The sequence below is a fragment of the Sorangium sp. So ce117 genome (assembly GCF_051524395.1).
Taxonomy (GTDB): domain Bacteria; phylum Myxococcota_A; class Polyangia; order Polyangiales; family Polyangiaceae; genus Sorangium; species Sorangium cellulosum_B.
This window is the reverse complement of record NZ_CP150309.1, coordinates 1,288,824-1,308,662: the sequence shown is the minus strand read 5'-3', so window position 1 is coordinate 1,308,662 and position 19,839 is coordinate 1,288,824. Positions and strand designations below refer to the sequence as shown.

Here is a 19,839-nt window from a genome sequence, read left to right as displayed (position 1 = left end):
CTCCTCGCCCGTCCACGCGCGCGCGGAGGAGCTTGGACGCGTCCACGCTGACCGCGGGCCGGCCGAGAGCCTAGCTCTCGGCTGCCACGTTGCGGTACGCTCCGCCGCCGCATGACCCTCAAAATCGCGATCGTCGGCTGCGGCAAGATCGCCGACGGCCACATAGAAGAGATCCAGAAGATGCCGGAGCGGGCTCGGGTCGTCGCCGTATGCGACCTGGAGCTCCTGATGGCCGAGCAGATCGCGGTGCGCTACGGCATCCCGAGCCACTACGACTCGTTCGACCGATTGCTCGACGTCGAGAAGCCCGACGTCGTCCACATCACCACCCCTCCGCAGTCGCACCTGTTCCTCGCCCGGCGCGCCATCGAGGCGGGCGCCCACGTCTACGTGGAGAAGCCGACTGCGCTGAACCTCGCGGACGTGCGGCGCCTCATCGAGCTCTGCACCGCCGCCGGGAAGAAGATGACCGTCGGCTGGGAGTACCAGTTCGATCCCCCGGCCGTCGAGATGCGCAGGCTCGTCGGCGACGGCGTGATCGGCGATCCCGTCCACGTGGAGAGCTGCTTCGGCTACAACCTCGCCGGCCCCTTCGGCGCGGCGCTCCTCGGCGACGGCTCGCACTGGGTCCATCGCCTCCCGGGCAAGCTGTTCCACAACAACGTCGATCACCTGCTGAACAAGATCGTCGAGTTCGTGGACGACGAGCAGCCGAAGGTCACCGCGACGGCCTACGCGCTCCGGGAGAAGCGGTTCGGCGACTCGCGCGACGACATGCTCGACGAGCTCCGCGTCACGGTGCAGGGCGCGCGCGTCAGCGCCTACGGGACGTTCTCGTCGCACGCGCGGCCGCCCGGGCACTTCCTCCGCATCTACGGCACGAAGAACACGCTCCACGTCGACTTCACGAGCCGCACGGTCACCCTCGACGCGTCGCCGAAGCTCCCGAGCGCCATCGGGCGCGTCGTCCCGGCCTTCGATCAGGCCCTCTCGTACCTCCGCGAGGGGGGCAAGAACGTCGTGCGGTTCGCCCACAGCGACTTCCACTTCTTCTCGGGGATGAACCGCCTGTTCGGGCTCTTCTACGACAGCATCACGCGGGGCGCGGAGCTGCCCATCCCGTACCGGGACATGATCCGGGTCGCGTGGATGATGGATGAGATCTTCCGGCAGGTCCCGCAGGAGAAGGCGCGCACATGAAAGTCCTTGTCACCGGCTCGAACGGCTTCCTTGGGTCGGCCCTCGTCGACCGGCTGCTCGCCCACGGCGAGACCGACCTCCGCTGCCTCGTCCGCCCCGCGAGCAACCGCACGCGGCTCGAAGAGATCGAGAAGCGGCGGGGCGTCCCCCTCGACATCGCGGTGGGCTCCCTCGCCACGAAGGAGGCCGCAGAGCGCGCGGTCGAGGGCGTGGACGTCGTCTACCACGTGGCCGCGGCCATGGGCGGCGCGCCCGCGGACATGTTCCTGAGCACCGTCGTCGCCTCGAAGAACCTGCTCGAGGCGCTCGTCCACACCGGCCGATCGCCGCGCGTCGTCCTGGTCAGCTCCTTCGGCGTCTACGGCGTCGCCGACCTCCCGCGGGGGTACATCGTCGACGAGAACACGCCCCTGGAGACGCGGCCCGCGCAGCGCGATCTCTACTCGCAGGCGAAGCTCCGGCAGGAGAAGCTCTTCTGGGAGTACCAGGGGCGCTACGGCTTCCCGCTGACGGTGCTCCGCCCCGGCGTCATCTACGGCCCCGGCGGCAACGCCTTCTCCAGCCGCGTCGGGATGAGCCTCTTCGGCGTGTTCCTGCACCTCGGCGGCCGCAACATCCTCCCGCTCTCGTTCGTCGACAACTGCGCGGAGGCGATCGCCGTCGCCGGCCGGAGCGACGTCGCGCGGGGGCAGGTCTACAACGTCCACGACGACGACCTGCCCACGGCCGACGTCTACCTCGCCCGCTACAAGCGCGAGGTGAAGCCGATCCGCTCGCTCACGGTGCCCTACTTCGCCCTCACCGGGATATCGAAGCTCGTCGAGCGCTACCACGCCTACTCGAAGGGGCAGCTGCCGGCCATCTTCACGCCCTACAAGAGCGCGACCTCGTGGAAGGGGAACCGGTTCGACAACACGAAGCTGAAGGCGCTCGGGTGGAAGCAGCTGGTCTCCACGGAGGAGGGCCTCCAGCGGACGTTCACGTACCTCAAGGAACGCGCGACATGACGGGCTCGCGGTCGCTCGCGTCGATCGGGCTCGCGTTCGGCCTCGCGGGTCTCCTCGCCGGCTGCGACCGGCGGCAGACCCCGGGGCCCCCGGCGGTCCACAGCGGCGCGGGCACCCAGTCCGCCACCGCCGCCCTCGCGGTCGAGGCGCCGCGCTTCGACGCGCCGGCCGCGCCGCCGGCCACGCCGGCCAAGGGGCACCCCCGGCTCTGGGTGCGCGCGGCCGATCTGCCGAAGCTCCGGGCGCGCGCCACGCAGGCGAACCCCCTGTTCAAGGAGCTCGCCGCCGTGACGGCCGAGGCCGCGGCGGCGATGGACAAGGGCAACATCCCCTCGGAGGGCGACTGCACCCACGCCCGCACCTACTGCGAGGCGCACGCGGAGCTGTTCGCCTTCATGTCGCTCGTCTCGAGCGACGAGGCGGCCCGCAACGACCACGCCGCCCGCGCGCGCAAGATCCTGCTCTACATCGTCGATCGCGTGAACAAGGGGGATCCGCAGGATCCCTTCGTCCGCAGGTTCTCGACCGGCGACCGCGCCCGCTGGGCCGGCGAGTCGTTCGGCCTCACGGTCGACTGGATCTACGGGTACCTCTCGGCCCAGGACAAGGCGGCGATACGGCCCGTCTTCCTCCGCTGGGCGGAGGATCAGCTGAAGTCGTCGACGACGAGCCACGATCACCCCGAGCCCGTGGGCAAGCTGAACGACCCGGCGATGCTGAAGGAGCCGAAGAAGCGCAGGTACGCCCTGAACAACTACTTCACGTCGCACATGCGCAACCTGACGCTCCTGTCGCTCGCGTTCGACGAGGCCGACGATCCGCCGGATCCGAAGCCGAGCGGCACCTACCCGCGGCTCAGGGACTACTTCGCCAACGTCGCCGGGGCGTGGCTCTACATGACCGACAGCGTCCTGCGGAGCGACGCGCGCGGCGGCGCGCCGCCGGAGGGCTTCCAGTACGGCCCCGCGACGCTGGCCTACGTGAGCGAGACGCTGCTCGCCATCCAGACGGCAGGCGAGGCCGATCCGGCGAAGTGGGGCCCGCAGGTGCACCTCGACGGCAACCCGTTCTGGCACGAGTTCATCCCGGCCCACCTCCACGGCCTGAGCCCCGCCACGCCGGCGGGCCGGATCGGGCCGACCCACGAGGCCGCGTGGACGGGCGACGGGGAGCGCTACGAGTACACGGATCACATCGACCCGTTCGCGGCGCTCGGCCTCCACGCCGAGAACAGCGGCAACGCCGAGCGCCTGAACGCGCTCCGCTGGATGGCCATCCACGCCGGCCCGGGCGGCGCCGCGGCCCTCGCGCGGCGCGCCCGCTCGCAGCTCGGCCAGGTCCACAAGCGCCACTCGATCATGTACTTCCTCCTGCTCGACCCGGCGGTCACCCCGACCGACCCGCGCCCCTCCATCCCGCTCACGCACTACGGCCCCGGCCTCGGCCAGGTCTTCGCGAGGACGAGCTGGGGGCCCGAGGCCACGTGGCTCCACTTCCAGCTCGGCTGGGAGCACATCGACCACCAGCACGGCGACGGCCTCAGCTTCGGCTTTTACCGCGGCGGCGAGTGGCTCACGAAGGAGCGCGTCGGGTACGGCGCCTTCATGGGGAGCTCCGATCAGCACAACACCCTCACGGTCGAGAACGACAAGAACCGCCGCCACGACGACCCGAACCGCGGCGAGCTCTGGCGGCGCGGGTCCCAGTGGCCGCTCGTGCACACGGGCGATCCCAGGGTGCTCGCGAAGAGCTTCGCGCAGGACTACGTCTACGTCCTCGGCGACGCGACCCCGCTCTACAACTCCGAGTACGAGAACATCCGCGACGTCACGCACGTCAGCCGCGCGCTCGTGTGGCTCAAGCCGGACCACCTCGTGCTCTACGACCGCGCCGCCACGGGCAAGGACGGGCGCTTCAAGCGCTTCTTCGTGCAGACGCCGAGCGCGGCGCAGGTCGCGGGGAAGCTCGCGACGGCCACGACGGCGAAGGGGCAGAAGCTCTTCGTGACCACGCTCCTGCCGGAGAGCGCCGTCATGGTGGCCGAGCCGTACAAGCCGACGGGCACCTGGGAGACCAAGCCGGCCGAGAACGAGCAGATGCTCGCGACCCTGCGGGTCGAGCCGCCGGCCCCGATGCCGAAGGACACGCGCTTCCTGCACGTGCTCCAGGGCGCGGCCGGCAACGCGACGGCAGATCCGGTGACGCTCGTGCGCACGAAGCGCGGGACGCCGTTCGCTGGCGCGGCGGTGAAGGGCACGCTGGTCCTGTTCCCGGTCGATCTGGGCGCAGTGTCCGAGGTGCAGTTCACCTCGCTCCCTGGCGTGGCGAAGCACGTCGTCACGGGGCTCTCCCCCGGCGCGTCCTACGACGTGATCAGGAAGCCCGCGGGCGGCGGCGACGAGATCACGATCCGCGCCGGCTCCGCCGCCAAGGCCGACGAGGGCGGCGTCCTCACCTTCTGAGCGCCGTGTCGCAAACGGCAACCGCGGCAACCGCGGCAACCGCGGCAACCGACAAATGCGACGATGACGCCGTCCGCGCCCGCTTGTCCTCGGCGTGGCGCGCTGCGATAATCCATTCTCTTTGCCCACGTCCTGTACGGAGATGCCATGAGCAAGAAGCGACTCGTCTCTGCCGGCGCATTCCTCGTCGCGCTGGGCACCCTGTTCATCCCCATCGAGGGCACGGCGCCGGCCGCGACCGGCCCCATCGCGAAGGCCGGCTCGCTCGACCTGTCCGGCTTCGCGAGCGCCCGGCCCGATGCCCCGCTGGATCTCCTGTTCATCCATCACTCGTGCGGCGGCCAGCTCCTCACGGAGACGGGCGCCGAGAAGGAGAAGGCGTCGTGCGTCTACGAGGCGCACCCGAACGGAGGCGGGCTCAAGAAGAAGCTGACGGAGCAGGGCTACCGCGTCCACGAGGCCTCCTACGGCAGCGAGATCGGCGAGAAGACCGACCTCTTCGACTGGGCGCCCAAGTTCCGCGACAAGATGGACAAGGTGCTCCGGGTCGCGCTGAACGACCAGATGCACCCGGACGGCGTGGTGAACCGGATCGTCGTCTTCAAATCCTGTTATCCCAACAACCGCTTCGTCGGCGAGGGCTCCGCCCCCGGCAACCCGGCCGGCCCGGAGCTCACCGTCTGGAACGCGAAGGCCACGCTGGCGTCCATCCTGCCCGACCTCGCGAAGCGGAAGGACACGCTGTTCGTCTACGTCACCGCCCCCGCCAACATCCTCAAACGCTCGAAGGACCCCGCCTGGAAGTGGACCGCGAAGCGGCTCCTCGGGAAGCCGTCCGACGCCGAGATCGCGCAGCGCCAGGCGGATCTCGCCCGCTCGTTCAACAACTGGGTCAAGTCGCCCGACGGCTGGCTCAGCGGCTATCCGGAGAAGAACGTCGTCGTCTTCGACTACTACGACGTGCTCACGAACAAGGGCGAGTCCAACTTCTCCCTGCACGGCTCGGAGGGGAACACCGACCACCACCCCTCGAGCGCGGGCAACGCGAGGGCCGCGGATGAGTTCGTCCCGTTCCTGAACCAGGCCGTGCGCCGCGTGGGCCTCAGCACGTAGCCTCGACGGCCCGGCAACCACGCCGGAGGGAGCGAGCGCAAGTCGCTTGACGCGAGCCGCGATCCTCCGGAACGTCCCCCACCACCCGAACGGCGTCTCCGCCGAGGACCCTCGACATGCTCGCGCTCCCCGGGGTCATCCTTCTCATCGTCTTCATCTACGGCAGGCCTCAGGAGTGGGACGAGCGCTTCGAGAGCCTGCCATTCCTGTACCTCTGGCTCGGCCTCGCCTTCATGGGCATGGGCCTCGATCTCGCCATGGGCAAGGTCAGGCTGAAGGCGACCCCGCAGCTCCGGTGGGCCATCGTCGTCTACTTCTGGTGCGTGCTCACGCTGGGCTTCCGGAACCCTGGCGAGTTCTCCGAGGGCTTCGTCTCGATCAGCGTGACGTTCGTGCTCTTCTTCCTGATCGGGCACAGCACCGACGGCTTCAAGGGCTTCCAGAAGCTCGCCTCCGCCGTGCTCGTCATGGGCCTCTTCGTGGCGGGCGTCGCTGTGCACCAGGGGTTCTCCTCGTATCAGTGCCTGGCGATCGCCCAGACCATCGGAGGCTCGCGCGGCGAGTCGGGCATCCCCGACGGCCGGTCCTGCGAGCTCCGCGTGGACTGCCGCGAGGGGCCGGGCGCCGATCCCGAGGTCGAGTACCTGTGCGAGCGCGTCGGCCTCTTCAAGACGACGACCATCAACGGCCGCGTGCGCTGGCGCGGCGTGCTCCAGGATCCGAACGAGCTCGCGCTCACGTCGGGCATCGTGCTGCCGTTCAGCTTCGCGATGTTCGAGCAGAAGCGCTCCTTCCTGCGCGCGCTCGTCGTCTTCGGGTCGCTCTTCCTGATCGCGACCGCGATCATCCTCACGCAGTCCCGGGGCGGCCAGCTCGTCTTCGCGACGGTGCTGGGCGTCTACTTCGTCAAGAAGTACGGCGTCCGCGGCGCGATCTTCGGCGCGATCTGCGCGGCGCCGCTCATGATGCTCGGCGGCCGCGGCGGCGACGAGGCGGACGAGTCGGCGGGCGAGCGCACGGAGATCCTGTCCGAGGGCCTGAAGATTTACCGCATGTTCCCGCTGCTGGGCGCGGGCTACCGCCAGTTCACGGAGCACCACTGGCTCACGGCGCACAACGCGTACCTGCTCGCGCTCGCGGAGCTCGGCCCGCTCGGGATGTTCGCGTGGACGGCGATGATCTACCTCACGCTCAAGATCTCGCTGGTCGCGCTCAACCGCTACGAGCACGGCGCGCAGTTCGCGCCGATCCGGGCCTGGGCCATGGGGATGCTCGCCGGGTTCTGCGGGATGATGGTGGGGATCTTCTTCCTCTCGTTCACCTACCACTACGTGCTCTGGATCTACTTCGGCCTCGCGGGCGCGTTTTACTGCGCCGTCAAGAGCGTCGATCCCTCTTTCTCGATCAAGCTCGAGAAGCGCGATGTGTACCGGCTCATCCTGGCCAACGTCGGCCTGGTGATCGCGCTGACCCTGTACACGAAGTCAAAGGGCCACTGAGGCCCTCGCGCCTCCGCGCGGGATGCGTGTGGACGAGCCGTCTGGCGATCGGCGCGCCGGCGTCGGGGGCGAGGGAGGGCGCCGCGCTGAAGCGTCCAGGGCGCTGGGGCGGGCGCCAGCGTCCGGGGCGCAAGGCTGCGCGCCGCGCCGGCCGTCTGGGACGCGAGAGCGGACGGCGCAGGACGTCTGGCGCCGGCGCGCGGGGCGCCCGGGCTCAGCGCCCGAGGCCGAGGACCATCACGAGAGGCGTCTTCACGATGATCGAGAGCTCCATCCGCAGGAATGTCGAGAGCTTCTCGAGCGACGCGGCGTACGCAAGGTCGAAGAGCAGCTTCATCCGCATGTCGTCGGCCTCGGCCCCCTCCGCCTCCTCGAGGCCGAACGGGTTCGTCAGCGTCGCCTCGAACGCGGCGACCTCGCTCTCCGCCGGGGCGCGTCCGGTATACCCGAGCGACACCTGCGCGAGCCCCGTGATGCCCGGCTTGATGTCGCGCATCCGCTCCTCGAAGAAGGGAATGGCGAGCGCGAGGTTGACGAGCAGCTCGGGGCGCTCGGGGCGCGGCCCCACGATGCTCATGTCGCCCATGAGCACGCTCCAGAACTGCGGGATCTCATCGAGGCGCGTCTTGCGCAGGAAGCGGCCGACCCGGGTGATGCGCGGATCGTCCTGCTGGGCGAGCACGGCCCCCGTCAATTTCTCGGCATCCACGCGCATGGAACGAAACTTGCGCATATGGAATTCGACGAACCGCGGGTAGGCCACGCCATCCCGTACTTCCGTACCGATGAGCATCCCGGCACGGCGCTGCATGTAGAAGATCGGCCCGGGCGACTCGAGGTAGATGGCCGCGCCGATGAGAGGGTAGAGCGGGAGGGTCAGCGTGAGACCCACGAGCGAGCCCGCGATGTCGATCGCACGTTTCGCTACACGAACGCCAGGTGTCACTGTTTACCTTGTGGCTCCCATAGTCGAGAACGTGGTAGGGTACAAGCTCGGATGGAGGTTTGGGCGTGATCCGACTCCGAGTACCAGGTTCGTTGACCTATCGCCACCTCGCCCTCCGCGTGGTGGCGGCCGCATGCAAGATGGCCGCGCCTGGGAGGGTCGAGGGCGGGTCGCCCGGCCTCACCCAGGAGGATTTCGAGGACCAGACCGTCTCGGCGTTCGGCGAGGCGTTCAACAACATCGCGATTCACGGATACCGCGCTGGCCCGCCGGGCGACGTCGACATCGAGATCGAATCCGACGCGGACGGCATTATCATCCGTTTGATGGACACGGGATGCAGCTTCGATCCCGCGGCCATCGACAACCCTCCCATCGACGACCTCCCCGAGTCCGGGATGGGGCTCTTCATCATCAAGTCGTTCATGGATGAGGTCGACTACTGTCCCGGCAGTCCGAATGTCCTCCGTCTTGTGAAACGGAGGGAGGGCAGCTCGTGTATTGCCGGCGACGGGGGTGAAGGCAGCAGCGAACAAGAGCATTCCGACGCCGATTTCGCCGGGGCGACAGGGCATCGGACGAGCAGTTTTCGAATGCGGAGCGTCTCCCGTTCAGGCGCGACCCGCGCCGCAGGGGGAATCAAAATCCAATGAGTTATACGCGGACCGATAACGGCAGTGAGACGGTCGTGCAGTTCGAGGGGACCCTCGACGCAGTGACCGCACCGGAGTTCAGGACATTGGTGGACGAGCTGGTGGCCGAGAACCGGCAGAACATCACGCTCGAGCTCTCGTCCCTCCGGCTGATCGACAGCTCGGGCGTCGGCGTCATCGTCTCGCTGTTCAAGCGGGTACGGGCCAACGGCGGCCAGGTGCGCATCGTCGGGCTGAGGGATCAGCCGCGCGCGATCTTCCGCCTGCTGCGCCTCGATCGGGTGTTCCCCACGTGACGCTCGGTGGCGGCGCGCGCGCCGCCACCCCGGCCCCCCGGCCCACCCGTCGACAACGGCTGCGGCGGCAGCGCCGCGCGGCGAGTGTCGCGCGGACGGTGCTGAGCGGCTGGAGTCGCCCGGACGGTGCCCCCCCGTCGCCGCGGCGCTGGTTCCGCGTGCTGCGCGCACTGGGGGCGTGTTAGGCGTGGGGTTGCGCGCGGCGGGCACGCCGCGGACACGGCCGAGTGCAACAAGCTGGCGCTCGCGCGTCGCACGTCTACCATAGCCAACCAGCCTGCCAGACCGGGGTGCGCGTCCTCCGGATCGGGCGGAGCAAAGCAACCTTCGAGGAGCGGGGACCATGGACAAGAAGATGAACCAGCAGCTCCCCGGGCCTACCCCGCCCCAGGAGGCGCTCGGGGCGATCCCCGCCGACGCAGCGGCGCGGCCTGCAGGTCCGCAGCCGCCCAGCGTCAGCGCGATGATCAACCGGACGCTGGCGCACTGGTACGTGGCGGTGCTGGTCGCGATCGCGGGGCTCGGGTTCACGGTGCTCGTCGTGCAGTCGAGGAAGCCCGCGTACCGCTCCGAGACCGTGATCTTCTACCGCGAGGGCGTCAAGGCGACGTACCTCGGGCCCGACGGGCCCGACCCGCTCCGCACCCTCTCCGCGCGGCTCAAGGAGACGCTGCTCGCGCGCTCCAACCTCGAGAAGGTCGTGACGGAGTTCAACCTCTTCCCCGACGTCCTCGAGAAGCGGGGCATGGTCGACGCGGTCGATCGGCTCCGCGCCAAGATCACCTTCAAGGCCCGCTCGCAGGACACCTTCGCGATCTCGGCCGAAGGAGAGACGCGCGAGCAGGCGCAGGAGGTGACGCAGCGGCTCGCGGACATCCTCGTCGAGGAGACGACCCGCATGCGCAGGTCGCAGGCGAAGCTGACGAACGAGTTCCTCGACGCCGAGCTGAAGCGCGCCGAGCAGGACGTCGAGAAGGCCGAGACCGAGCTCGCGGCGTTCCTGGCCGAGCACCCCGAGTTCGCCACCGAGCAGAACTCGCCCGGCGGCGCGCAGGGCGGCGCCGCCATCCGCGAGCGAGAGCGGCGCGCCACCGGGACCGACCCGACGCTCGAGGCGCTCGAGCGGCAGGTGCCCCGCCTGCGCAGCCGGCTCACCGGCAAGCCGGAGCAGCCGGCGGTGAGCGCCGCCGGGGTGCCCTCCCCCGCGCTCACCCGGCAGCGGGATCAGGCCGAGCAGGAGCTCGCCACCGCGCGGCGGGATCTGGCCGACAAGCAGTCCCGCTTCACCGAGCAGCACCCCGACGTCCGGGCGGCGGCGGCCCGCGTGACCAACGCCGAGGCGGCGCTGCGGCGCGCCGAGCAGGCGCTCGTCCTGCCGCCGGAGCCGGTGGTGGAGGTCCCCGCGACCGACGAGGCCGAGAAGGCGAAGATCAAGTCCCAGCTCGCCGCTCTCGAGCGGGAGATCGCGGCGCGCAGGGGCGCGAAGAAGGGCAACGCGGCCGACGCGAGCGAGGCGGCGAAGCAGATCATCAACACCGAGACCGACTGGTCGCGGCTCAGCCGCGAGAAGGTGCGCGCGCAGCAGCGCCTCTCGGACCTCGAGGGCAAGTCGTTCCGCGCGGAGATCGCCGCGAGCTCGGAGCAGGGCGGCTACTCGGCGCAGATCGAGGTGCTCGACCCGGCGTACCGGCCGAGCGCACCGTCGAGCCCGTCGCGGTTGATCATCGCCATCGGCGGGCTGTTCTTCTCCGTCGCGGCCGGCATCGCGGCCGCCGCGGCGCGTGGCATCGTGTTCGACGATCGGGTTTACGACATGGAAGATATCGATCGAATGGCGCTCGCTCCGGTGCTCGTCGTCGTACCGCCCGCCGCGCGCGCGCCCCGAGGGCGCCGTGGCTGAGGCAGGCGGAGCTGAGCCGGGAAAGCCCCCGCCGGTCGCTTCCCTCGAGCGGGCGCTCGATCAGGTCTGCGATTTCCTGAGTCGCGCGGAGCAGACCGCGCGGGTCCGCGCCCTCGTCATCGAGGCGCGCCGGCTCCGCAACGTGGTCGGCAACTGGCGCTCGATCGCGCCGGATCCGGACGTGCGCGAGGAGATGATCGCCCGCGTCCTGCGCCTCGCGAACGACGCGGAGGACGTGGTCTCGGCGGAGCGCCCGAGCTCCAGCCAGGACGACCCGAGCGCCGCGTTCGACTCGCCGACCATCCGGCAAGATCTGCCCCCGCCGCCGCAGCACCCGCAGGCGATGGGGCTGCGCCTCGGCGCCGCGCAGGCGCCGGGCGCTCACCCCGGCGCGCAGCAGCCGCTCAGGGGGCCGTCGCCAGCGACGGCGCTCTTCCTCGGGGGCCCCGCGGCGGCCCACGGCGAGCACCGCGCGCATCCGGGTACCGCGACGGTGCTCGGCATGCCCGCGCCGGCGCTGCCGCCCGGCCCCGAGCGGCAAGGCTCGTCCCCCGCGATCGCGCGTGTCGTCGATCTGAGCGCGACGCTGAGCAGCCCTGGGCTCGTGTCGAGCGGCGGGAGGCCGGGCAGCTCGCCGGCGCTGCCGGTGCCGATCGAGCGGGTCATCGCCTCGCCATCGCGCGACGTGGGGGTCCGGGACGCGTCGGCGCCCCCGGGGGGAGCGCCGTCCCTCGAGCGATCGTTCAGCGGCGCGTTCCCCTCGCCGCCTTCGCTCGTCTTCGATCGCGTGGTGCCGCCCGCGACGCGCGAGGTGACGGTGCGCGAGGTGCCGCAGCCGCATCAGCCGCCGCCGCCGCAGCAGCAGCCGCCGCCCGAGCGGCCGATCGATCGCTCGCTCACCAGCACGTTCAGCTCGCCGCCCTCCCTGATCTTCAACCGCGTGGTGTCGACCCCGGCGCACCAGGCCGTGGACGCGAAGCTGCAGTCGCTGGATCCGACGTTCGAGGAGCCGCCGTCGCTGCACATCGAGCAGCTGCGCTCCCTGCCCACCACGCCGGAGAACGCCGGGTTGCTCCCGGAGGAGTCGCTGCGCGGCCCGGGCGAGATCACCGTGCGCCCCGTGCCGATGCCGGACGCCGTGGATCCGAACATCGTGATGCTCCGCGCGCCGTACTCGCCCCAGGCCGACGCGTACCGGACGCTCCGGCGCAAGCTGCCGACGGGCTCGGGGATCACCATCGCGGTGACGAGCGCGGGGCCCGGCGAGGGCAAGACGTCGTGCGCCATCAACCTCGCGCTCGCGCTCCGCGAGACCGTCCGCGGGAAGATCCTCCTCGTCGAGGCGAACATCCGCAAGCCCGGCATCGCGAAGGCGCTGCGGTTCGAGCCCCCGAGCTGCTTCACGGAGCAGCTCCAGCGCCACGTCAACGACCGGTTCGCGCCCTGGGTCGTCGTCGATCAGGCGGCGCCCGCCGTGACGCCGGGCGACGACGGCGGCGAGACGTCGTCGGACAGGAACGCCGCGCCGATGGGCGGCAGGTCGCCCGACGCGAGGCTCGCCCTCCAGACGCCCGTCCACATCCTGGCCGTCGATCCGCGCACGGAGCGGCCGCCGATCTTCGACGGGGTGGCGTTCTCGACCGCGATCGAGAGCCTCAAGCGCGCGGGCTACTCGTACATCATCATCGACACGCCGCCGGTGCTCGGCAGCATGGACCTGAACGTCATCGGCGACTCGGTGGACGGCGTGGTCCTGACCTCGCTGGTCAAGAAGTCGACCCGCAAGGCGATCCGCCAGGCCATCGAGCAGCTCCGGCCGGCGCCCATCCTCGGTGTCGTCCTCCTCGACGCCTGAACGGCCGGCGCGCGGCGCTCACCTCCTTGCGCCGAAAGGTCGGGGAGGCGTAGCCGAGCGCCGGCTCCATTGTTACCTTGCAGCCCTCATGCGCTCCGGACGAGGTATTGCGGTCGCGGCCTTCGGCTGCGCGATCCTCACCCACCACGGCGCCCGGGCGCAGGACGCAACCCTCCACGGCGTCTTCACCGGGTCGATCGGCGTCACCGACAACGTGACCTCCGCGGCCGAGCCCGAGGCCGAGCCCGCGGCCGAGCCCCCGGCCGGTCCCCAGGCCGACGGCCTCGCGACCGTGAGCCCCGGCCTGATCTTCACCTACACGACGCCGCGGACCGCGCAGACGCTGTCCTACACGTTCTCGACGAGCCTCTTCTTCCGGCGCTCGGAGGCGAGCTCGTACTCGAACGTGGCCGCGTGGACCGGCCGCTTCGTCACGTCGCCGAGGACCTCGCTGACGCTCGGGGCGTCCGGGTCGCAAGGCCAGCTCAACACGTTCCAGCTCGAGCAGACGCCGGGGACCACGACGCTCCAGGGCACCGAGGGCGGGACGACGAACTTCGTGCAGGGGTCGTTCAACGAGGGGTTCTCGTTCCAGCCCTCGCCGGTCTGGTCGCTCGGGCAGGCCGCGACGTTCGCCGTCTACAACCCGCTCCGGGATCGCCCGCAGCGCACGTACAGCGCGGCGAACACGCTGACGGCGCAGCGCGCCTTCCGCCACGACGCCGCGTCCCTCTCGCTCTCGGTCGGCTACACCCATTTCGACAACGTCGACACCGATCCCACGACCGCGGTCACGTATGCGTCGCGCGACCAGCTCGTCAGCACGCTCGTGGCAAGCTGGCAGCACGACCTCGGGCGCCGCTTCTCGAGCCAGCTCGACGTCGGCGGGGTCGTCGCGACGGACCTGAAGGACGGCGCTGGGTCGCTCGCGCGTCCCGCCGGGCTCGCGGCGCTGCGCTACACGCACGAGCGGGGCGAGGCGGCCGAGCTGGCGTACGCCTATTCGGCCACGCCGAACGTCTTCCTGCAGCAGATCCAGCTCTCCCATATGCTGACGCTCCGCGCCGCCGTGCCCGTCCGCCCCGCCTGGCACCTGTCGGTCGAGGGCTCGGCCGGCGCGCAGCTCGCTCAGCCCCTCGAGCCGAACGCGGAGGGAGACCTCGACACGGGGCCGACCACGATCGCGGTGCTCACCGACGTCGCGCTGCTCTGGAGCCCCGTCATCGTCATCCCGGACTTCGCGCTCGCGCTCCGGTACCAGCACGGGAACCAGCGCACCGAGGGGAGGACGGTGGAGATCGAGGGGAGGACGGAGAAGCTCCCCGACACACGCGTCGTCCGGAACACGCTCCTCCTGACCGTGTCGGGCGCGTTCCCGCAGCAGGCGGTGCCGGGCTCGCGCATCTTGATGACCCAGCCCTTCGGCTCTGCAGGCCCTTCCGGTGCGACGCGCCGCCAGGAGACGCCGAGCGAGCCGCTGGAGGGTGAGGCGCCCACGTCTTCCGGCACGAGCGACGCCGCTCGCTGAGCGCGACGGGGCGCGCTCCCCAGCGGAGCCGGAATCCCGCCCTTGGCGCGCTCAGAGGTTTCGCCGGGCTGCCGTCAGCAGCGCGCTCGGGGGTCTCGCCGGACCGTCGCCAGCGGCGCGCTCAGGTGCGCCGGGCGAGGAGGAAGGCCCTGTCGTCCTCGGGCAGCTGGTCGCCGCGGAACTCCTCGAGCATGTGCGTGAGCTTGTCGGCGATCGACGCGACCGGGCGGCCAGCGCTGGTGGCGCAGAGCTTGGCGAAGCCCGTGCCGAGCGCGTGCAGGCCGAGCATCTGCTTCGACGAGTTGCGCAGCTCGGTGAGCCCGTCGGTGTACATCGCGAGCACCTCGCCCGGCGCGAGCACGCTCTGGTGCGCCTCCATCGGCACCAGGCCGACCCCGAGCGCCGGGTTGACGGCCGCCTGGAGGTGCCGCAGTCCGCCCTCCGCGGTCGCCACCAGCGCCGGCGGGTGCCCTGCGTTGACGCACTCCATGCGGCCGGTCGCGGGGTCGAGGGCGACGGCCACCATCGTGACGAACGAGTGCTCCGGCAGGTACTCGCAGAGGTAGGCGTTCAGCCGGTCCATCATGCCCGTGATCCCGCGGCCGGCGTCGACCGTCGCGCGCACCATCGTGTGGACGCTCGAGCCGATGAGCGCGGCCTGGAGCCCCTTGCCGCAGACGTCCGCCACGGCGAGCATGATGCGGCCGTCCGGCATCGGGACGATGTCCACGTAGTCGCCCCCGACCCACCGGCACGGCTCGAAGCCGAGCGCCACGTCCAGCGCCTTGAACTCCAGCCGCTTCGGGACGAAGGTCCGCTGGATCTGGTGCGCCATCTCGAGTTCGCGCTCGATCGCCGCGTGCGCCTGCGCGTGGCGCCGCGCCTCCCAGGCCGACTCGGCCTGCTGATAGACCTCCGCCGCGAGCGCGATGAGCCCGAGCCACTCGACGCTGCCGAAGTCGGGCGGCAGGGTCACGTAGAGCAGGTTCATCAGCTGCTCCTCGACGCGCAGCGGACAGGCCACGACCCAGAGGGCCATGACGTCGCGCGACATCGTGAGCTCGACCGTGGCGCTGTCGCTCACCAGGTTGCCGGCCAGCACCGGCTCGCGCGTGTCCTGCACCGCCGCGAGCACGCGGCGCGAGATGTACGGCGGGGCGACGGAGTCCTCGCGCCGGAGCGACTGGAACGGGCGGTGCGGCCCGGACAGGATCGTCAGCGCGCCGTTCTGCCGGAGCCGCAGCGCGAGCGCCATGCTGCCGTGGAAGTCCTCGCGGACCATCAGCTGGCAGAGCGCGTCGAACCGATCCGTCGCGTCCTCGATGCTGAGGAGCCGCCGCGACAGGTCCATCAGGGTGAACAGGTGCTTCGCCGCGATCCGCGGCGGGTCCAGCTCACCGAGCTTGCGGATCGCGGTCGGTTTGTCCTCCTCGAAATGGAGGCCGCCCGGGTCGATCGGCACGCGGGGGGCCCGCGCCGTGAGCTGGAACTCGAGGATGTAGTCGCCGATCCCGATGCGATCGCCCGGCTTCAGCACCTTCTCGTTGATCCGCTCGTCGTTGACGAGCGTTCCGTTGGTGCTGCCGAGGTCGCGGATCCACCACCGGCCGAACGGATCGCAGAAGAGCTCCGCATGGCGCCGGGAGACCGTGTAGTGGTCGAGCGTGAGCTGAACGCCCGGCGCCCTGCCGATGACGATGTGGGACTCCGTCAGCGGCCGTCGCGTCCCCGGGAGATCGCCGAGCCGGATCTCCAGGTGGCCCTTCCAATCCGAGCTCGACGGCGCAGGGCCCAGGCTGTCATCTGCAGGCGACATCGTTCGACCTGGCCCGACCATGGGCGGCGGCGTGGACATGGACCGTCTTTGATGGGTACCGAACCGGCGCCCTGACATCAAGGGGATGCTCGCGATTTCGCGAGCTCGGCAAGAGCTGCATCGGTTACGGGGTTACGGGGTTACCGGGTTACGGCGCTACGGGTCACGAGGATACGTGGTGACGAGGATACGCGGATACAAGGTGACGCGGCTACGAGGTCGCGAGGACACGCGGAGCCCCTCGCGGTTGCCGAGGAGTCACCCAGGAGCTCCGCCGTGGCGCCCGCGCCGTGGCGTGGGCGCCACGGCGATGCCCACGGCGCGCCGCCCACAGCGCGGGAATTGAGCGACACGCCACGGGGCCAGCGGCGACGCGGCAAGGACGCCGCCGCTGGATGCCTGGTCACCAGGACCGCCGCGCTGGCGTGCGACGCCTGCCCGCACCGCTCGGGGCGCCCTCGCCCTCTGTCAGGCCTTGACCACCTTGGGGTTCGCCGCGCGGTAGACGCCACGGGCGTCGACGATCAAGGCGGCGTGGTTCAGCACCAGATCGTAATCGACAACGGAGTGGTCGGTGACGATCATGACCGCGTCGTGGCTCTTGAGCGTGTCCTCGTTGAGGGGGACGGACGAGAGCTCCGGCAGATGCGGCCAGGTGCGCATGCGCGGCAGCTTGGGCACGTGCGGGTCATGGAAGCTCAGCACGGCCCCGAGCTTGCGCAGGAGCTCGATGATCTCGAACGCGGGGCTCTCGCGCGGGTCGTCGATGTCCTTCTTGTAGGCGACGCCGAGCAGCAGGACCTTCGTGCCCTTCAGCGCCTTGCCGCGCTCGTTCAGCGCGAGCTGGAGCTTGTTGACGACGTAGTGCGGCATCTCGACGTTCACCTCGCCGGCGAGCTCGATGAACTTGGTGGACACGCCGTACTCGCGCGCCTTCCACGCGAGGTAGAACGGGTCGAGCGGGATGCAGTGGCCGCCCCAGCCCGGGCCGGGGTTGAACCGCATGAAGCCGAACGGCTTGGTCGACGCGGCGTCGAGCACCTCCCAGACGTCGATGCCCATGGCGTCGTAGACGACCTTGAGCTCGTTCACGAGGGCGATGTTGATGGCCCGGAAGATGTTCTCGGTCAGCTTCGCCGCCTCGGCCGCGCGCGCCGAGGAGACGGCCACGACGCGCGCGATCGCCTGCGAGTAGAGCGCCACCGAGAGGGCCAGCGACGCGCGATCGACGCCGCCGACGACCTTCGGGATGGTCGCGGTGCTGTGATCGCGGTTGCCCGGATCCTCGCGCTCGGGCGAGAAGGCGAGGTAGAAATCCTGCCCCATGCGCAGGCCCGATTGCTCGAGGATGCCCTTGACGAGCTCATCGGTCGTGCCGGGATACGTGGTGGACTCGAGGACGATGAGCTGCCCCTTCCGCAGCCGCTCCTTGATCTTCTGGGCGGAGCCGACGACGTAGCTCATGTCTGGCTCGCGCTGGGCCGTCAGCGGGGTCGGGACGCAGATCAGGATGGCGTCGGGCTCGCCGAGCCGCGAGAAGTCCGCCGTCGCCTCCAATCGGCCCGTCTTGGCTGCCGCCGCGATGCGCGCGGGATCGAGGTGCTTGATGTAGCCCTTCCCCTCGCTGAGCGCGGTGACCTTCGCCGGGTCCACGTCGAAGCCCAGCACGCGGAAGCCCTTCTCGATGAACGTGAGCGCCAGCGGCAGGCCGACATAACCCATGCCGATGATGCCCACCTGGGCTTCGCGGGAGTTGATCTTGGCCAGGAAGCTCTCGACCGCAGGGGGATGCGTCTCTGCCATTTCCTTTTATCTCCAGTGGTGGACGGGAGCCGCCATGCGGATCCCGACCCAGTTTCGAAGAGAGGGGCCCGACGCTACCACAGGCCCTTCAATTTCGCTCGAGTGTCGCGTGGGGCCCCAACGTTCGGAGGGGAAAGGTGCTCCTCGTTGCGGTCCGCACGCTCGTTACGCTCGTTACGCTGGCCACGCTCGTTACGCGTGTTGCTCTCACCGCACTCATCTCGCTCGCTGCGCGCGCTTCGCTCGTCACGCCGATCGGTGACATTCAGGAAACGCCTTAACGACGGCGGTGGACCGCTTCGCGTGCGAGCTGGAGGAAGTCCCGCGATGCCTTCCGCGCGATGACCAGCGCGGAGGCGACGAAGGCGAGCCCGCCGACCACCACCTCGGCGCCAAGGCGGCACCCGCGGGGCAGGTCGTGGAGCGACCGCATGCCGTAGCGAACGGCGAGCACCGCGGCGACCATGGGCAGGCACGCGACGAGCGGGCGGACCAGCGGGCGCAGGAGCCGCAGGTACGGGACGCCATCGGCGCGCTTGACCACCCAGAGGCTCGCCAGGGCGTGCACCCCGAACGCGACGCCGACGCCGGCGCAGGCCCAGAGGACGCCGCCGATCGTTCCGAGCAGCGCGATGCCGCCGACGATCGCGGCCACCTTGAGCCACTCCAGGACCATGATCGTCCGCGTCCGGCCGTAGACCTGCATGTACGAGGACAGGACCCAGCCGATCGGGCGCGTGACGCCGAGCGCGGACAGCACGGCGAGGAGCGGGCCGGCCGGCTCCCATGCCTCGTTGAAGAACGTGTCGTTCAGGATGGTCGGGGCGACCGCGCCGAGGCCCACGGCGAGCGGGAAGATGAGGAGCGCGAGCAGCGTGAGCGCGCGGACGAGCGCCGCCTTGCGCTGCTCCGGCTCGAGCTTCGCGAACGACGGGACGAGCACGTCGCCGATGCGCTCGCCGACCTGGGAGGCCGGGATGTCGGCGAGGTTCCACGCGAGGTTGTAGAGCCCGCCGACTTGCTCCCCGAACAGGCGGATCATGACGAGGTTGTCCCACTTGGAAGCCCCGAAGTTCGCCAGCGACCCGAAGTTGAGCGGGATGCCGAAGGCGAACAGCTCGCGCGCCTTCTCGCGCGACAGCGGGCTCGGCGTCAGCCACTCGGCGAGCTTCACCGCCGGGACCGTGGTCACCACGCGCACGACGGCGCGCAGGAGCGTCGCGACCACGATGGCGTTCCCCCCCCAGCCGAGCACGGCGAGGGAGACGGACGCCGCGGTGTAGGTGAGCTCGCCGGCGGCGTTCCGGAGGCTGACGCTGCGAAAGCGCATCTCGCGGATGAGCAGGCGATCGGGGACGTACCAGAGCCGATCGATGAACATCGCGAGGATGAGCCCCGGCATGAACTCGAGCATCCCGGGCGCGCCGACGAGGTGCACCGCGATCGGCTCCCGGAGGAGGTACACGGCGGCGATGGCGATGAGGCCCGCCACGTGGAAATAGACGGTCGCGTTGAAGACCATCTGGCGGTCGAGGTTGGGCCTCGACGCGATGAACTGGCCGGTCCCGAGGCTCGACATGAAGTGCGCCGTCATGATCACGACGGACGCTGCCGAGACCTCGCCGTACACATCCGGCGCGATGAACCGGGTGAGCACGAGGGTGCCTATCAGGCCGAGCACGCGCGAGCCGAGGCCGGTCGCGATCGTCCAGACCGCGCCGAGGACCGCCTTTCGGGCAAGCGCGGAGGAGCCGGCCACGA

At 70.3% G+C, this 19,839-nt stretch carries 14 protein-coding genes; 10 read left to right on the top strand and 4 right to left on the bottom strand.

The window, feature by feature from the left end:
- The first annotated feature begins 111 nt into the window (after nucleotides 1–111).
- From WMF46_RS04845 to WMF46_RS04825, 5 genes are all read left to right on the top strand, one after another.
- Nucleotides 112–1,200, top strand: a complete 1,089-nt coding sequence (locus WMF46_RS04845; RefSeq protein ID WP_437984515.1) for a Gfo/Idh/MocA family protein — start codon at nucleotides 112–114, stop codon at nucleotides 1,198–1,200.
- Entirely contained in the window at nucleotides 1,197–2,207 is a 1,011-nt protein-coding gene (locus tag WMF46_RS04840) for an NAD-dependent epimerase/dehydratase family protein (protein WP_437984514.1), read from the top strand. Before WMF46_RS04845 ends, WMF46_RS04840 begins: the two co-directional genes overlap by 4 nt.
- A complete protein-coding gene (locus WMF46_RS04835) occupies nucleotides 2,204–4,669 on the top strand; it encodes a hypothetical protein (protein WP_437984513.1) in 2,466 nt (821 codons plus the stop codon). The genes WMF46_RS04840 and WMF46_RS04835 overlap by 4 nt, the downstream gene beginning before the upstream one ends.
- A gap of 147 nt (nucleotides 4,670–4,816) precedes the next feature.
- Nucleotides 4,817–5,782 (top strand): hypothetical protein, encoded by a 966-nt coding sequence (locus WMF46_RS04830; RefSeq protein ID WP_437984512.1) that lies wholly within the window; start codon nucleotides 4,817–4,819, stop codon nucleotides 5,780–5,782.
- 116 nt (nucleotides 5,783–5,898) lie between these two features.
- Entirely contained in the window at nucleotides 5,899–7,281 is a 1,383-nt protein-coding gene (locus WMF46_RS04825) for an O-antigen ligase family protein (RefSeq protein WP_437984511.1), read from the top strand.
- Nucleotides 7,282–7,495: 214 nt separating this feature from the next.
- Here WMF46_RS04825 and WMF46_RS04820 read toward each other — a convergent pair whose 3' ends face one another.
- Nucleotides 7,496–8,227: a sugar transferase gene (locus tag WMF46_RS04820; protein ID WP_437984510.1), complete on the bottom strand. Its 732-nt coding sequence runs from the start codon at nucleotides 8,225–8,227 to the stop codon at nucleotides 7,496–7,498.
- A 65-nt stretch (nucleotides 8,228–8,292) separates the two neighbouring features.
- Here WMF46_RS04820 and WMF46_RS04815 point away from each other — a divergent pair, with 65 nt between their 5' ends.
- The 5 genes from WMF46_RS04815 to WMF46_RS04795 all read left to right on the top strand — a co-directional run bounded on the left by WMF46_RS04815 (nucleotide 8,293) and on the right by WMF46_RS04795 (nucleotide 14,459).
- Nucleotides 8,293–8,880, top strand: coding sequence for an ATP-binding protein (locus WMF46_RS04815; RefSeq protein WP_437327675.1), 588 nt, complete (start codon nucleotides 8,293–8,295; stop codon nucleotides 8,878–8,880).
- Nucleotides 8,877–9,176, top strand: a complete 300-nt coding sequence (locus WMF46_RS04810; RefSeq protein ID WP_012233514.1) for an STAS domain-containing protein — start codon at nucleotides 8,877–8,879, stop codon at nucleotides 9,174–9,176. The genes WMF46_RS04815 and WMF46_RS04810 overlap by 4 nt, the downstream gene beginning before the upstream one ends.
- Nucleotides 9,177–9,519: 343 nt before the next feature.
- Nucleotides 9,520–11,076 carry a GumC family protein gene (locus WMF46_RS04805; RefSeq protein WP_437984509.1) on the top strand — a complete coding sequence of 519 codons (1,557 nt, stop codon included), beginning with the start codon at nucleotides 9,520–9,522 and terminating at the stop codon, nucleotides 11,074–11,076.
- Nucleotides 11,069–12,931 carry a hypothetical protein gene (locus WMF46_RS04800; protein ID WP_437984508.1) on the top strand — a complete coding sequence of 621 codons (1,863 nt, stop codon included), beginning with the start codon at nucleotides 11,069–11,071 and terminating at the stop codon, nucleotides 12,929–12,931. Before WMF46_RS04805 ends, WMF46_RS04800 begins: the two co-directional genes overlap by 8 nt.
- An 88-nt stretch (nucleotides 12,932–13,019) precedes the next feature.
- Nucleotides 13,020–14,459: a hypothetical protein gene (locus WMF46_RS04795; RefSeq protein ID WP_437984507.1), complete on the top strand. Its 1,440-nt coding sequence runs from the start codon at nucleotides 13,020–13,022 to the stop codon at nucleotides 14,457–14,459.
- 121 nt (nucleotides 14,460–14,580) lie between these two features.
- On the opposite strand, the gene WMF46_RS04790 is transcribed toward WMF46_RS04795, so the two are convergent.
- From WMF46_RS04790 to WMF46_RS04780, 3 genes are all read right to left on the bottom strand, one after another.
- Nucleotides 14,581–16,275: a SpoIIE family protein phosphatase gene (locus WMF46_RS04790; protein ID WP_437984506.1), complete on the bottom strand. Its 1,695-nt coding sequence runs from the start codon at nucleotides 16,273–16,275 to the stop codon at nucleotides 14,581–14,583.
- A gap of 468 nt (nucleotides 16,276–16,743) precedes the next feature.
- Nucleotides 16,744–18,078, bottom strand: coding sequence for a nucleotide sugar dehydrogenase (locus WMF46_RS04785; protein ID WP_437984505.1), 1,335 nt, complete (start codon nucleotides 18,076–18,078; stop codon nucleotides 16,744–16,746).
- Between the two features lie 277 nt (nucleotides 18,079–18,355).
- Nucleotides 18,356–19,837: an oligosaccharide flippase family protein gene (locus WMF46_RS04780; RefSeq protein ID WP_437984504.1), complete on the bottom strand. Its 1,482-nt coding sequence runs from the start codon at nucleotides 19,835–19,837 to the stop codon at nucleotides 18,356–18,358.
- Nucleotides 19,838–19,839 lie beyond the last annotated feature (2 nt).

Coding starts and splice junctions, on each gene's coding strand:
- WMF46_RS04785 (WP_437984505.1), bottom strand. CDS start 18,078: ATGGCAGAGACGCATCCCCCTGCGGTCGAGAGCTTCCTGGCCAAGATC.
- WMF46_RS04835 (WP_437984513.1), top strand. CDS start 2,204: ATGACGGGCTCGCGGTCGCTCGCGTCGATCGGGCTCGCGTTCGGCCTC.
- WMF46_RS04790 (WP_437984506.1), bottom strand. CDS start 16,275: ATGTCGCCTGCAGATGACAGCCTGGGCCCTGCGCCGTCGAGCTCGGAT.
- WMF46_RS04845 (WP_437984515.1), top strand. CDS start 112: ATGACCCTCAAAATCGCGATCGTCGGCTGCGGCAAGATCGCCGACGGC.
- WMF46_RS04840 (WP_437984514.1), top strand. CDS start 1,197: ATGAAAGTCCTTGTCACCGGCTCGAACGGCTTCCTTGGGTCGGCCCTC.
- WMF46_RS04830 (WP_437984512.1), top strand. CDS start 4,817: ATGAGCAAGAAGCGACTCGTCTCTGCCGGCGCATTCCTCGTCGCGCTG.
- WMF46_RS04825 (WP_437984511.1), top strand. CDS start 5,899: ATGCTCGCGCTCCCCGGGGTCATCCTTCTCATCGTCTTCATCTACGGC.
- WMF46_RS04795 (WP_437984507.1), top strand. CDS start 13,020: ATGCGCTCCGGACGAGGTATTGCGGTCGCGGCCTTCGGCTGCGCGATC.
- WMF46_RS04805 (WP_437984509.1), top strand. CDS start 9,520: ATGGACAAGAAGATGAACCAGCAGCTCCCCGGGCCTACCCCGCCCCAG.
- WMF46_RS04810 (WP_012233514.1), top strand. CDS start 8,877: ATGAGTTATACGCGGACCGATAACGGCAGTGAGACGGTCGTGCAGTTC.